Raw genomic sequence first — 12885 nt, 5'->3', positions numbered from 1 at the left:
AGGATGTGAGCCGTTATGACGGAGCAAGCTTTTACGAGCGGTTAGCAAATCGGGATGACAGAGACCAGGTGACGCGTTCCCAGACCAAGATCGTTGCGGATGTCGCGCTCGGCGGAGACGCCGAAGGCTCTGATGGCACTTACGTCTTTTCGGGCGTCTGGCGGCACGAGACGGCTGAAGCCATGGCTGCCAAGCTCGACCAGCTTGCGCGCAAGGGTAGTAGCGTCAAGCAGTTCGATCTGTCGGGTGTCACTGCCATGGATACGGCGGGGGCATGGATCATCCGGCGTTTCATGACGAAGATCGCCGGCCCTGAAAAGGACGGGATCCAGTTTGTCGATGGCGGACAGCGCTATGTCGAACTGATCGGCGCGCTGCCTGCGGAACTGCCGACACCGGAGGACGAAAGCGACAAGATTCCGCTGTTCCAACGGCTCTTCGCTCCGATCGGCGAAGTGATGATCGCCACCTGGAACGATATCGTCGCTGCAATGTACATTCTCGGTTCGGCGGTTCGTGGTGCGCAGCTCAAGCTCGGGCGACACAGCGGCCTCTCGCCGGCGGCCATCGTCCACCAGATCGACCGCATGGGCGTCAAGGCCGTTCCGATCATCATGCTGATGTCCTTCCTGATCGGCGCGATCATTGCGCAGCAGGGTGCATTTCAGCTGCGCTACTTCGGCGCCGAAGTTTTCGTCGTCGATCTCGTCGGTATCCTGCAATTGCGTGAAATCGGCGTGCTCTTGACCGCGATCATGATCGCAGGGCGTTCGGGCAGCGCGATTACAGCCGAAATCGGTTCAATGAAGATGCGCGAAGAGGTCGACGCGCTGAAGGTCATGGGCCTCAGCCCCGTTGGCGTCCTGGTGTTTCCGCGCCTTGTGGCGCTGACGATCGCTTTGCCGCTTCTGACCATCATCGCCAATTTCGCGGCGCTGACCGGTGCGGCGCTGGTCGCCTGGACCTATTCCGGCATTACCATTGCGACCTTTCTGTCGCGCCTGCAGGAGGCCGTCGATTTTTCATCGGTCGCGGCCGGCATGATCAAGGCGCCGTTCATGGCGCTGATCATCGGTGTGGTGGCGGCCGTCGAAGGCTTGAAGGTGGGCGGCAGCGCCGAATCGCTCGGCCGGCACGTGACCTCCTCGGTGGTCAAATCGATCTTCGTGGTGATCCTGATCGATGGCCTGTTTGCCATGTTCTACGCGGCGATCGAATTCTGAGGCGGATGGGACGATGGACACAACAGCCACAGAAAGACAGCCAGACGCCGCGAACGGCCATGAATCGGTTCTGTCCGTGCGCGACCTGACGGTCGGCTTTGGCCCCCATATCGTGCTCGACAAGCTCAACCTGGAGATCTATCGCGGCGAAATCCTCGGCTTCGTGGGGGCGTCTGGCACCGGAAAATCAGTGTTGATGCGGACGGTCCTCAGGCTTCTTGCCAAGCGCTCCGGCACGATCGAGATCCTCGGCGCGGAATACGACAAGATGTCGGAGGCCGACCGGATCGCGCTCGACATGCGTCTGGGCGTGCTTTTCCAGCACGGCGCGCTCTTTTCGGCGCTGACAGTGCGCGAAAACATCCAGGTGCCGATGCGCGAGTATCTCGACCTGTCGCAGAGCCTGATGGACGAGCTGGCACGCGTGAAGATCGAATTGGTGGGCCTGGCGCCAGAGGCGGCCGACAAGTACCCATCCGAGCTTTCGGGCGGCATGATCAAGCGGGCCGCACTTGCCAGGGCGCTGGCGCTCGACCCCGATCTCGTCTTCCTCGACGAGCCGACGTCGGGCCTCGATCCGATCGGTGCGGCCGAGTTCGACGAGTTGATCGCCAAGCTGCGCGACACGCTCGGATTGACCGTGTATATGGTGACTCACGACCTCGACAGCCTGTTTTCGGTCTGCGATCGCATCGCGGTGCTCGGAAACAAGAAGGTTCTGGTCGAGGGGACGGTCGAGGACATGCTGGCCTGTGACGATCCCTGGGTGCAGTCCTATTTCCGGGGGAAACGGGCGCGGTCGATCGTGCGTCACGACGAATAGCGCCAGGAAGCCGGCGGGCAGCTTGGGAGATTTTCCGGATGTCTGGAGCAGATGAACGGCCGATAGGATGGCCACTGAGGTAGTCGGAACGAATGGAAACTAAAGCGAATTACGCCATTGTCGGCTTCTTCACGGTGTTCGTGATCGCGGCGGCCTTCGGCTTCGTCTACTGGATGTCGCAATACGGCCGCAGCGGCGAAATGGTCGAGCTGGTCGTCAACATTCCCGGCTCCGCCAACGGGCTTTCCGTCGGCTCGCCTGTTCGCTTCAACGGTATTCCCGTCGGCTCCGTGCGCAATCTGGCGATCGACGCCAACGACCCGCGCTATTCCATCGCGGTGACGGAAGTCTCCATTGACGCACCCGTGCTGAAATCGACCAAGGCGACGCTGGAAGTGCAGGGCTTGACCGGTGCCGCCTACATCGAACTCAGCGGCGGCAACAAGGGGGACGAGAACATTTTGAGGAATGCTCTCGAGAAGGGCACCCAGGCGCGCATCCTCGCCGACCAGTCGAGCGTTACCAGCCTTCTTGCGACCGCCGACAAGATCATGGACCGCGCCAACGACGCGATCACCGACATTCAGGGCTTCGTCAAGGACGTGCGCGGTCCCTTGACCGGCACAATCAGCAATGCCGAAAAATTCTCCAAGGCGCTTGCCGACAATTCCGGCGCGATCGACGATTTCCTGAAGAGCGTCACCGAGCTTTCTGCGTCGATCAATGCGGCATCGAAGAAGCTCGATTCGACGCTTGCTTCTGCCGATGTGCTGGTGAAGTCGGTGGATCCGAAGAAGATCGATCGTATCGTCAGCAATGTCGAGCAGATGAGCAATGACCTGAAGGCCGCCTCCGGCGGGGTTTCGGAGACCATTGCGGCGTTCAAGCGTACGGTCGAGACCTATGACCAGTTCGGCAAGAACGCGCAGAAGACGCTCGAGCGCGTCGATACGCTGGTGGCTGCCGTCGACAAGCAGAAGGTCGAACTGGTCGTCAACGACATCTCGGCGGCAAGTGCCGATGCCCGCAAGGCGGTCGCAAACATCACACAGTTTGCCGCGAAGATCACGGCGCGCCAGCAGGACATCGATCGCACCATCACCGACGTGACCCAGATGGCGAGCAAGCTGAATGCAGCATCGAACCGGGTCGACAGCATACTTGTCAAGGTGGATGGTTTCCTCGGCGATGCCGACGCGCCATCGCTTTCGGCCGAGGCGCGCAGCACTCTCGAATCGTTCCGCAAGGTGGCCGAGAACCTCAACGCCCAGATCGGACCGATTGCCGATAATCTGAAGCGGTTCTCCGGGGGAGGTCTTCGCGATGTCGAGGCGCTGGTGTCCGATACGCGCCGGACGGTGCAGAGCCTCGAGAATACGATTTCGACATTCGACAAGAACCCGCAACGCCTGCTGTTCGGCGGCGAAACGGTCAAGCAATATGATGGTCGCACCCGACGGTGAATCAGGTAAGACAAGGCCGGCGCGGGGCCGGGCGGGTTGCTTTCAATAAAGAGCGCTCTAAGGTGCTGCGTATTGGACAAGGGTTTGGGCAGTATGAATTTTCCGGGGCTGGTGTGTGTGCGTAAGACCGGAGCGAAACGCTCCGCGATGATCTTCACGCTGGCTGTGTTGCTGGCGGGCTGCGGAGCCGGTGCCGCCGTCAACGACACGTTCAACCTGTCCTCGTCCCCCGTCGTCGAAGGGCGCGTGTCGACCAATAAGCAGATCCTGGTGCCGGAACCAACGGCCTTGAAGGCGCTTGACAGCGACCAGATCGTCATCCGTCTGTCCGGCTCGGAACTGCAGTATCTTTCCAAGGCGCAATGGAGCGACCGCCTGCCGCGCATGGTTCAGGCAAAGCTGGTTCAGGCGTTCGAGAATACCGGCAAGGTCGGCGGCGTCGGCAAGCCGGGCGAAGGCCTGGCGATCGACTACCAGGTGATCAGCGAAATCCGGTCCTTCGAGATCTCGACTGAAGGCTCCGACACGGCTGTCGTCGAGATCTTCGCAAAGGTCGTCAACGACCGGAACGGTACCGTGCGAGCGCAGAAGGCGTTCCGCGCTACAGTCGGCGTCAAGGGCACCGGAAATCCGGCTTTCGTCAAGGCACTCGACCAGGCATTCGCCACCGTCGCGTCCGAGATCGTCGGTTGGACGCTGAGTTCGATCTGAGTTAACGCTGTCCGACTTCTGCCGCCTCGATGCGGTTGACGACCTCGGCGACACCTTCTGTCAACCTTGCGGCCTCTTCGGCGCGCGCACGCTCTGCCTGGGTGGCGACATGACCGGAGAGCATGATCGTATTTCCCGTGCAAATGACGATGACATCGGCGGCATCGAGCCCCGGTGTCACGGCCAGACCGTGAGCAACGCGACGTTCCAGCTCCGCCGGCTGATCACCCGCCGTCCGCTCAGGCTCCATGCCGTGGAATGTGCGCTTCTTGAAGATCATGACCGGGTCCCTCCGTGCCTTGCCAAGGACAACGCCAGCGACCGTCATTTGTTCAGCTGTTCCAATCGAAACAGTGCGAAATCGGTTTTCATGCGATGGCTCTGACATGCGGATCGCACGTCATTCCTGGCCGCTGAATTCGAACGGGGAACATCCATGCGCCATTCTTTCATCGCCATCGCTACTGCGATGACGACCGCCTTTGCCGTCACTATGCCTGCCGAGGCTGGCACCTACAGTTACGGCTATCGACAGACCTGTGTCGTCAAGACAATAAAGAACTACGGTGCCTATGGCCGGGTGGTGATGAAGAAGGTGCGCATCTGCAAGTGACGCCTGCATGGCCTCGGTAGCATGTTGTGGCAGGTTTGACACGTCATCACCGAGACAAGCAGGCGGGCTGATTACCCGGGTGTGCGGCCGGTCGCGAGCATCTCCATGACAGCGGACATGGACCGATCCTCGCCGGCGACATAGTCCGCAAAGGTCGGCTTGACCGGCACGTTCGGTTCAAGGGAGCCTGCCGGGACGTCATAGATGTAGTTCAACAGAAAGCACGTCCTGAGCTGCGCTAGGCTGCATCCGTTCTTCCAGTCATGGAAGCCAGTTGTATAGCGGATCGCAAGCTTGGAATTTGGCAGAACGGCGAGGCCTCCTTCGCCCCAGAACTGCATGCGATCACCCACGGGCTCGCCAATGATAGTGACACGGGCTCCACCGTAATGTTTCAGCCAAGCTGCGGTGCTGATCGCCGCGGAGAACGTGTTCCCGCTGGTCAGTATGAACAGCCGCCCCGTCGGTGGCAGAATCTCCGGCAAACGTCGGCCAAAGTCAGCGGCGAGCACGTAGTTGCCGCCATTGTTAAAGCGCAGGTCGACGACGGCGTTGCGAATTGGCTTCTCAGCGGATTCATCGAGGATGTTGGAAAGATACGCGGACAGATCGAGCGGCGCCTGGTCGCGGACGTGGTTGATTTGAACGTAAAGCAGGTCTGGCAGAGGATAGGAGTGCCAGTAATTGCGATCAGGTTGGGAGAGATATTGCGGCGGCACTGTACCATCGAGGGCATGTCGCCACCCGGATGTACCGCCGGGTTGCGCGATTGGGCTCAGATCACGTGCGGGCCAGAAGTTGGTGTTCTGGGGCTCTTGGGTACCGGGCATCGCGGCGAGTTCCACCGAAACGACGCTCCGATCTGCCAGCCGTATGTCATAGGTGCTGCTTGCCGCCGTTTCAGCAAGGCCGGCGGCATGGAGAAGCTCCGGTGAGATCAGGAAGTTTGGCGCCAGCTCCTTTGCAAGATTGGCAGGGCCGCCAACATATGGCCGCAGCGCCGCCACCAAGGCATCCGTCGTTTTGCCATTCACACTGAGGATCTGCCTCCCAAGCAGGTGGCTTTGACCTTCAGCTGCGGCGATCACGAACAGCCCATCGGCAAACCAGCCGAAACGAATAGGCACGGCATTGAAGCTGCGACCGCCGACGAGCCCGACAACATTGGTGTGCCCGTTGTCGGCGAGCGCCACTGCCTTCGCCGTCGCCATTGCCAGTCCAGCCCGGTCGAGATCCCCGGCGCGTTGTTCCATCTCGCTGAGGGCGAGCGCGAAGGCGGCCTTGGATTCCGGCGTGAAGCTCCGTTCGAAATCCGGAAAATGCCGCAAATGGGCGAGGTCCTGCCTATTTGCGTCCAGCTGCGAAACGCCTGCCTGGACGGGAGGAGCCGTCGGATAGGTCTTCAGCGTCGGGTAAGCGATAAACGCAAGCGGTGTCAGGATGAGAAGGGCCAACAGCGCGATCGTGATCGCGGATAACTTGAGCCACCGCGGGACGCGCTTCTTGCGCCGGTCAGCAGCAGGTGCCGTGTTCTCGTTCGACATACGTTCGTCCTTCTCGCGTGGTGATGACTTGTCATCCGTCGATGCCATTTTGGGGACACGCGTCGCCACCCGGATCATGCTCCAGATCCAAGTATTGCAACGGAGCCGATGGGGACGGACAGATTGGGACTGGGATCTCTGTAAAACGGCATGCTTGCGTAGCGGCGCGAAGAGCTTTTACGGCACCACGTCTAGTAGATGTTCATGGGTCTGGAAAAGCACAAGGGCCTGAGCGCAGTTCACGGCGCAGGGCGCAGTGAACTGGTCGTCACCAGCACGTTGAAGTGTTCGGAGAGAGTTTCAGATGGCGACGCCGATGCGTTCGGCAAAGGCTGACGGGCGCCTGGTCCCAACTCGCAATCTGGAAGCCGGTCCTGCCGGCTTTCTGCCAGCGCCCATCACAAGACTGACCCCGACCGATCTCTTCTCAGATCGGTCGGGCCACGGAGCATATCAAGGCCAGCGCACGACCGGGGGCAGGGACGAGAGGATCGACTCGACGTTGCCCCCGGTCTTCAGCCCGAAGATGGTGCCGCGATCGTAAAGCAGGTTGAACTCGACGTAGCGGCCCCGGCGCACGAGCTGTTCGTCGCGATCTTCCTCGGTCCATGGCGTGTTGAAATTGCTGCGGACGATCTTGGGATAGACGAGAGCGAAAGCCTTGCCGAGGTCGCGCGTAAAGGCGAAGTCGGCTTCCCAGCCGCCCTGCTCATCCGGGGAACGCAGCCAATCGTAGAAGATACCACCCGTGCCTCGCGGCTCATTCCGGTGTTTCAGGAAGAAGTAGTCGTCGCACCATTGCTTGTATTTGGCGTGATCGGCGACCGCGTGGCGATTGCAGGTGATCTCCATGGCGCGGTGGAACAGCTGCGTGTCCGGATCGGTCATGACGCGGCGGCGGTCGAGAACCGGTGTCAGGTCGGCGCCGCCGCCGAACCAGTTGCTGGTGGTAACGACCATGCGGGTGTTCATGTGAACGGCAGGCACGTTCGGGTTCACGGGATGCGCGATCAGTGAAATGCCCGATGCCCAGAAGCGTGGGTCTTCACTGGCGCCGGGGATCTGCTCGCGGAACTCGGGCGAGAATTCGCCAAAGACGGTCGAGGTGTGTACGCCGACCTTCTCGAAGACGCGCCCTTCCATCATCGACATGCGACCGCCGCCGCCTTCGCCGCCGTCCCGGCTCCACTCCTTGCCGACGAAGCGGCCCGGTTCACGGTCGGACAACGGCCCGCTCAGGTCATCTTCGACCGCTTCGAAGGCGGCGCAGATCGTGTCGCGCAGGCTTTCGAACCAGGCCCTGGCTGCGGCCTTCTTGTCTTCGATATCGGCAGGCAGCCCCTGGGGCAGTTGCGGTCGTTCCATGAAAATTTGTCCTGTTCGCGGCTTTGCGCGCCGGAAAGCCGCCGATTCGTTGATGTGCGCCACAGTTCATATTTCCGCCGGATTGGCAACGGCGGTTGGCGTATCGGGTTGCTGCAAGATTCCTTAAATCGGATTCGATTCAAGGCGAAAATTATGCAGCAAGTCTAAAGTGCTACAGCGTCGTTAGCGCATCATATTCGACGCGCGGGGCTGTAGTCTGCCGCATCGGATGGACGGTGTAAAACGGACTCGCAATGGATCCATACCCACACTATCTTTACCCTCAGAGGTATGGTCCATGGCGAGAATACCCGCAGCTCCGCCGCTTGATGGTTTGCGGCGTCAGATCGCCCGGCATCGCCGGGACAATCCAGCCCGAGGCGATGGCCTTTTCGTGCGTGAAACCTTTCGGCTCGATCGAAGTGCTGCCCGTGCCAAGGCACGCGAATGGTTCGATACCTGGCCGAAAGCCGCCTACTGGACCGAGGTGGAAAGCTGGCGTCAGCTTGATGGCGACCAGATCGAATTTACCATGCGCCGCCTCCCGACCGCGGATTGATGCTCCCGGCGAGCACAGCTTCGGACAGTCAAGTCTTCTAAGGCTGGCCGTCCTCTTCGGTTGCATCCATCAACCGCGGGCCGGCGCCCTCCATCGAAAGCACGTCGTGCGGATTGCGTAGCGGACATTCCCGCAGCGACAGACATCCGCAGCCGATGCAGCTTGTCAGATGGTCGCGCAGCGCCATCAGGCTCGCAATGCGCTCGTTCAGTTGCTCATGCCAGCTCTCCGACAGGCGCGCCCAATCCTGAACAGTCAAGGGACGATCGTCCGGCAGGACCGTCAACGCCGCCTGGATTTCCGCAAGCGGAATCCCCGTGCGCTGCGCGACCTTGATTACTGCCACGCGACGCAGAACACTGCGCGGATAACGACGCTGGTTGCCGCGGCTGCGGTTGCTGCTGATCAGCCCCTTGGCTTCATAAAAGTGGAGAGTGGAAACGGCGACGCCGCTGCGCTCGGCGACTTCGCCGACCGTGAGTTCACGTCGCATCTCGCTGTTTCTGACAATCGTCATGACGCCTATTGACCTCAACTAATGTTGAGGTTTTATAGCATGAGCTCCATGAAAGTCACAACAAGGAGCTGATCCCCATGACAGAGAAAATGACGCTTGCGGTGATCTACGGCAGCGCCCGGCAGGGACGCTTCTGCGATACGGTCGCCAACTGGCTGATCCGCGAGATTTCGGATTCGACCGTGTTCAATCTCACGGTCATCGACCCGGCGCGGCTGCGGGCGTCGCGCGGCGTCGGTGCTGCGGTCAATCCCGGCGAGTGGCTGGAGCGCAAGGTCGCGGAAGCGGACGCCTTTCTGGTGGTGACGCCGGAATACAACCACGGCTACCCGGCCGCGCTGAAGGAGCTGATCGATTCGGTCTACGAGCCCTGGCATGCCAAGCCCATTGCCTTCGTCTCCTATGGCGGCGCATCCGGCGGTATCCGCGCCGTCGAACAGCTGCGGCAGGTCTTCGGCGAGTTGCACGCTGTGACGCTGCGCGACGGCGTCCAGTTTGCCAAGGCCTGGTCGAAATTCGATGCGGCAGGCAACCTCTATAAACCCGAGGAGATGCGCGCGCCGCTGTTCCTGATGATGGACCGGCTTCTCTGGTGGGCGCGGACGTTGAAGCAGGCGCGCAAGTCGACGCCCTACAACGAGATTGCTGCCTGACTTTTATGGGCGCTGCCGTCGGCGGCGCCCATCAAAACCTCATCGGGAAAGCGGGGAAGAGCGATGCGAAGCTTTTCAGACCAGCTGGACTTGCCGGATGGCCTCACCGGCGATCATGGCCGCGGACATGGCGACATTCAACGACCGTTGCCCCTCGGCCATCGGGATGAGGATGCGGCCTTCCGCGCGATCATGCACATGGTCTGGCACGCCAGCGCTTTCGCGCCCGAAGAGCAGGATGTCATCGGGGCGGAACTGGAAGCGGGTGTAGGGTTCGGCGGCCTTGGTGGAGGCCAGGACGAGCCTTCGCCCGGTAGAGGCCCGCCATGCCTCGAACCGTTCCCAGTTGATGTGGCGGGTGAGGGTGACCGAGGCGATGCAGTCCATGCCCGCGCGCTTCAGATTTCTGTCGGAAAGATCGAAACCCGCAGGCTCGATGACATCGACGGCAAGCCCCAGGCAGGCGGCAAGGCGCAGGATCGTGCCGGTGTTGCCGGGAATGTCCGGCTGGTAGAGGGCAATGCGAAGGTCACTCACGTCTGGTCACTTTCCTTGCGGTGTGTCTTTTGGTGCGGAGAACTCGTGCGCGAGAATCCCCATCATGATGTCATCGTGCCATTCGCCATCGACCAGCGCCGCCTCCCGCTCGCGCCCCTCAATCGAAAAGCCGCATTTGCGGTAGCTGGCAATGGCACGCTCGTTGAAAGCAAGAACGCGCAGCGAAACCCGGTGCAGGGCGAGTGCACCGAATGCGTGGCCCAATACAAGCTTCGCAACGGCAGTGCCAATCCCTTGGCCCAGCAATTTCCGATCAAGGATGCCGATGGCGAAAGAGGCGCGCCGGTCGTGCCGATCGATATTGTCGAGCCTGACCTCGCCGATCAACCCGTCGCGGTCGATAATCCAGGCGGCCGGGTGCTCGATATTGGCCCGCAACCACGCTTCGGCGTCCGCTTGCGTGTAGGGGCGAGTCACGAATGCGTCGCCGCCAAACATGCGGTAGATCTCCGGGTCCCGCCCGAGTGCCAACCGCGCCTCGACATCGTTTTCCTGCGCGCGCCTCAGCAGGAAATCCTGCCCCTTCAAATCAATAGGGGGCGTCGATGATGCATTCATGGGTGTTTCCTACACATGTCGGTCGTGTTCTCGCTGATTTTGTAGTCGCTAATCTGTGCCGAACTGGCAACATCCGACGAAGCGATGAAAAAACAGGCAAGAAAGTGTCTGCGACAATCTGGCATCTCTGCGCGAATGGAGGTAGACAGGACCTCTCTTCAACGCGAACCGACGGAGGCAACGATGACTGTATTGATGTTGACACGCCTTCCTGGAGTGATGGGCCACCGTTTGGCCTGACCGGTTTCGCGACCTATCTTTCAAGAGATTTATGCGCGCTTCCGGAACTCCGGAAGATAGACCCGCTTTTGCGGGACAGCATTTCCGGACTGAAATTTTCACGATAAAGAATGCGGGGAGAGACACCCGCCTTCCTTCAAAATACTCTGAAGGAGCTAGACAATGTTTGGCTGGTTTGAATCCCGCCTCAATCCTTATCCGACGGAAGAGCCCGTGCTTCCGCCGAAAGGCCTTTTTGCCTTCTGCTGGCACTATTCCAAGCCCGCGGTTCCGTGGCTGCTCATCATGTCAGTCTGCACCATGCTGATCGCCATCGGCGAAGTGGCGCTGTTCCAGTTTCTCGGAAACATGGTTGACTGGCTGTCGAGCGCCAATCGCGACACCTTCCTGGAAGCGGAGGGCCACAGGCTCATCTGGATGGGCGGCCTGGTGTTGATCGGCCTGCCGCTGCTGGTGGCAATCGATTCGCTGATCATGCACCAGGTACTGCTCGGCAATTACCCGATGATCGCCCGCTGGCAGATGCACCGCTATCTGCTGCGCCAGAGCATGACGTTCTTCGCAAACGAGTTCGCCGGACGCGTCGCGACCAAGGTCATGCAGACCTCGCTTGCTGTTCGCGAAACGGTGATGAAGATCCTCGACGTCTTCGTATACGTCGTCAGTTACTTCGTCACGATGCTGATCGTCGTTGCCGCCGCCGACTGGCGGCTGGTGACGCCGCTTGCCGTCTGGCTGGTGATCTACATCGGTATCGTCAGCTATTTCGTGCCGCGGCTGCAGAAGATTTCCAAGGAGCAGGCCGACGCGCGCTCGATGATGACGGGCCGTATCGTCGACAGCTATACCAACATCGGTACCGTCAAGCTGTTCTCGCATGCGGGCCGCGAGGAAACCTACGCGCGCGACGGAATGGATGGCTTCCTCAGCACCGTGCATCGCCAGATGCGCAAGGTGACGCTGTTCCACGTGCTGGTCTATGCCAACAACAGCATCGCGCTGTTTGCCATCAGTGCGCTCGGCATTCACCTGTGGCTGACGAGCGCCATCTCGGTCGGCGCGATCGCGATCGCCGTCGGTCTCGCCATGCGCATCAACGGCATGTCACAGTGGATCATGTGGGAAGTCTCGGCGCTGTTCGAGAACATCGGCACGGTCTATGACGGCATCGGCATGATGACCAAGGCGCACGACATCGTCGACGAGCCGGATGCCACGGCGCTCAAGGCTGAAAAGGGTGGGATCACCTACGACAACGTTCGCTTCCATTACGGCAAGGCGAAGGGCGTCATCGATCACCTGTCGCTCGACATCAAGCCGGGTGAGAAGATCGGTCTGGTTGGCCGGTCCGGCGCCGGCAAGACGACGCTGATGAACCTGCTGTTGCGGTTCTATGACGTGGAATCGGGCGCAATCCGGATCGACGGCAAGGATATCGCCACCGTCACGCAGGATAGCCTGCGCGCCCAGATCGGCGTCGTCACGCAGGACACCTCGCTGCTGCATCGCTCGATTCGCGACAACATCGCCTATGGACATCCGGAAGCGGACGACGAAGCGATCACGGCGGCAGCGAAACGAGCGAACGCCTGGGAGTTCATCCAGGCGCTTGAGGACAACCAGGGGCGCAAGGGGCTCGATGCCCAGGTCGGCGAAAGGGGCGTCAAGCTCTCCGGCGGCCAGCGGCAGCGCATCGCTATTGCCCGTGTCTTCCTCAAGGACGCACCGATCCTAGTCCTCGACGAGGCGACATCAGCGCTCGATTCCGAAGTCGAGCAGGCGATCCAGGAGAACCTGTTCGCGCTGATGGCCGGCAAGACGGTGATCGCGATTGCTCATCGCCTGTCGACGCTGACGGAAATGGACCGACTGGTCATCCTCGAGGCTGGCCGGATCGTTGAAACCGGTTCGCATGCAGAGCTTGTCGCCAAGGGTGGCCTCTATGCCGACCTCTGGTCGCGCCAGTCGGGCGGTTTCATCGCCGACGATGCCGAAAAGGAAGAAGCGGCGGAGTGATCCGCGGCAGTCCCGCCGCCCCAGTGGCGGCGGGACTGCAGA

At 60.8% G+C, this 12885-nt stretch carries 14 protein-coding genes; 8 read left to right on the top strand and 6 right to left on the bottom strand.

Translation table 11 applies throughout. The features are described from left to right. Window positions 1–68: 68 nt before the first annotated feature. From AC07UR_RS09565 to AC07UR_RS09550, 4 genes are all read left to right on the top strand, one after another. Entirely contained in the window at window positions 69–1223 is a 1155-nt protein-coding gene (locus AC07UR_RS09565) for an ABC transporter permease (protein ID WP_173420107.1), read from the top strand. A 13-nt stretch (window positions 1224–1236) separates the two neighbouring features. Next, on the top strand, window positions 1237–2046 hold the full coding sequence (locus AC07UR_RS09560) for an ABC transporter ATP-binding protein (RefSeq protein ID WP_209791936.1): 810 nt from the start codon (window positions 1237–1239) through the stop codon (window positions 2044–2046). Between the two features lie 92 nt (window positions 2047–2138). After that, window positions 2139–3509 (top strand): MlaD family protein, encoded by a 1371-nt coding sequence (locus AC07UR_RS09555; RefSeq protein WP_173420106.1) that lies wholly within the window; start codon window positions 2139–2141, stop codon window positions 3507–3509. Window positions 3510–3602: 93 nt separating this feature from the next. Continuing rightward, window positions 3603–4220: an ABC-type transport auxiliary lipoprotein family protein gene (locus AC07UR_RS09550; protein WP_209792017.1), complete on the top strand. Its 618-nt coding sequence runs from the start codon at window positions 3603–3605 to the stop codon at window positions 4218–4220. Window position 4221: 1 nt separating this feature from the next. Here the strand turns inward: AC07UR_RS09550 and AC07UR_RS09545 are convergent, their stop codons facing one another. Further along, entirely contained in the window at window positions 4222–4500 is a 279-nt protein-coding gene (locus AC07UR_RS09545; RefSeq protein WP_209791934.1) for a BON domain-containing protein, read from the bottom strand. A gap of 156 nt (window positions 4501–4656) precedes the next feature. Here AC07UR_RS09545 and AC07UR_RS09540 point away from each other — a divergent pair, with 156 nt between their 5' ends. After that, window positions 4657–4833: a hypothetical protein gene (locus AC07UR_RS09540; protein WP_209791932.1), complete on the top strand. Its 177-nt coding sequence runs from the start codon at window positions 4657–4659 to the stop codon at window positions 4831–4833. Window positions 4834–4904: 71 nt separating this feature from the next. On the opposite strand, the gene AC07UR_RS09535 is transcribed toward AC07UR_RS09540, so the two are convergent. Then, window positions 4905–6455: a S41 family peptidase gene (locus tag AC07UR_RS09535; protein WP_209791930.1), complete on the bottom strand. Its 1551-nt coding sequence runs from the start codon at window positions 6453–6455 to the stop codon at window positions 4905–4907. A 375-nt stretch (window positions 6456–6830) separates the two neighbouring features. Then, a complete protein-coding gene (gene hemF, locus AC07UR_RS09530; RefSeq protein WP_173420102.1) occupies window positions 6831–7742 on the bottom strand; it encodes an oxygen-dependent coproporphyrinogen oxidase in 912 nt (303 codons plus the stop codon). Between the two features lie 298 nt (window positions 7743–8040). Between hemF and AC07UR_RS09525 the strand changes: the two genes are divergently transcribed. Further along, window positions 8041–8301 carry a hypothetical protein gene (locus tag AC07UR_RS09525; RefSeq protein WP_173420101.1) on the top strand — a complete coding sequence of 87 codons (261 nt, stop codon included), beginning with the start codon at window positions 8041–8043 and terminating at the stop codon, window positions 8299–8301. A gap of 37 nt (window positions 8302–8338) precedes the next feature. Here AC07UR_RS09525 and soxR read toward each other — a convergent pair whose 3' ends face one another. Further along, window positions 8339–8818, bottom strand: a complete 480-nt coding sequence (soxR, locus tag AC07UR_RS09520; RefSeq protein WP_209791928.1) for a redox-sensitive transcriptional activator SoxR — start codon at window positions 8816–8818, stop codon at window positions 8339–8341. Window positions 8819–8895: 77 nt separating this feature from the next. Here soxR and AC07UR_RS09515 point away from each other — a divergent pair, with 77 nt between their 5' ends. Beyond that, window positions 8896–9471: an NADPH-dependent FMN reductase gene (locus AC07UR_RS09515; RefSeq protein ID WP_173420099.1), complete on the top strand. Its 576-nt coding sequence runs from the start codon at window positions 8896–8898 to the stop codon at window positions 9469–9471. A 75-nt stretch (window positions 9472–9546) separates the two neighbouring features. Here AC07UR_RS09515 and AC07UR_RS09510 read toward each other — a convergent pair whose 3' ends face one another. Next, entirely contained in the window at window positions 9547–10008 is a 462-nt protein-coding gene (locus AC07UR_RS09510; protein WP_209791927.1) for a tRNA (cytidine(34)-2'-O)-methyltransferase, read from the bottom strand. Window positions 10009–10014: 6 nt separating this feature from the next. Further along, entirely contained in the window at window positions 10015–10587 is a 573-nt protein-coding gene (locus AC07UR_RS09505) for a GNAT family N-acetyltransferase (RefSeq protein WP_209791924.1), read from the bottom strand. 402 nt (window positions 10588–10989) lie between these two features. On the opposite strand from AC07UR_RS09505, the gene AC07UR_RS09500 reads away from it, so the two are divergent. Then, window positions 10990–12843, top strand: coding sequence for an ABC transporter ATP-binding protein (locus AC07UR_RS09500; RefSeq protein WP_209791922.1), 1854 nt, complete (start codon window positions 10990–10992; stop codon window positions 12841–12843). Window positions 12844–12885 lie beyond the last annotated feature (42 nt).

Source organism: Ensifer sp. GW821-FHT05G01, from assembly GCF_059419585.1.
This window is presented reverse-complemented; position numbering and strand designations above follow the sequence as displayed.

Bases quoted from the DNA above. Each gene is read 5' to 3' on its own strand.
- AC07UR_RS09560 (WP_209791936.1), top strand. From the start codon at position 1,237: ATGGACACAACAGCCACAGAAAGACAGCCAGACGCCGCGAACGGCCAT.
- AC07UR_RS09555 (WP_173420106.1), top strand. From the start codon at position 2,139: ATGGAAACTAAAGCGAATTACGCCATTGTCGGCTTCTTCACGGTGTTC.
- AC07UR_RS09550 (WP_209792017.1), top strand. From the start codon at position 3,603: ATGAATTTTCCGGGGCTGGTGTGTGTGCGTAAGACCGGAGCGAAACGC.
- AC07UR_RS09545 (WP_209791934.1), bottom strand. From the start codon at position 4,500: ATGATCTTCAAGAAGCGCACATTCCACGGCATGGAGCCTGAGCGGACG.
- AC07UR_RS09540 (WP_209791932.1), top strand. From the start codon at position 4,657: ATGCGCCATTCTTTCATCGCCATCGCTACTGCGATGACGACCGCCTTT.
- AC07UR_RS09535 (WP_209791930.1), bottom strand. From the start codon at position 6,455: ATGATCCGGGTGGCGACGCGTGTCCCCAAAATGGCATCGACGGATGAC.
- hemF (WP_173420102.1), bottom strand. From the start codon at position 7,742: ATGGAACGACCGCAACTGCCCCAGGGGCTGCCTGCCGATATCGAAGAC.
- AC07UR_RS09525 (WP_173420101.1), top strand. From the start codon at position 8,041: ATGGCGAGAATACCCGCAGCTCCGCCGCTTGATGGTTTGCGGCGTCAG.
- soxR (WP_209791928.1), bottom strand. From the start codon at position 8,818: ATGACGATTGTCAGAAACAGCGAGATGCGACGTGAACTCACGGTCGGC.
- AC07UR_RS09515 (WP_173420099.1), top strand. From the start codon at position 8,896: ATGACAGAGAAAATGACGCTTGCGGTGATCTACGGCAGCGCCCGGCAG.
- AC07UR_RS09505 (WP_209791924.1), bottom strand. From the start codon at position 10,587: ATGAATGCATCATCGACGCCCCCTATTGATTTGAAGGGGCAGGATTTC.
- AC07UR_RS09500 (WP_209791922.1), top strand. From the start codon at position 10,990: ATGTTTGGCTGGTTTGAATCCCGCCTCAATCCTTATCCGACGGAAGAG.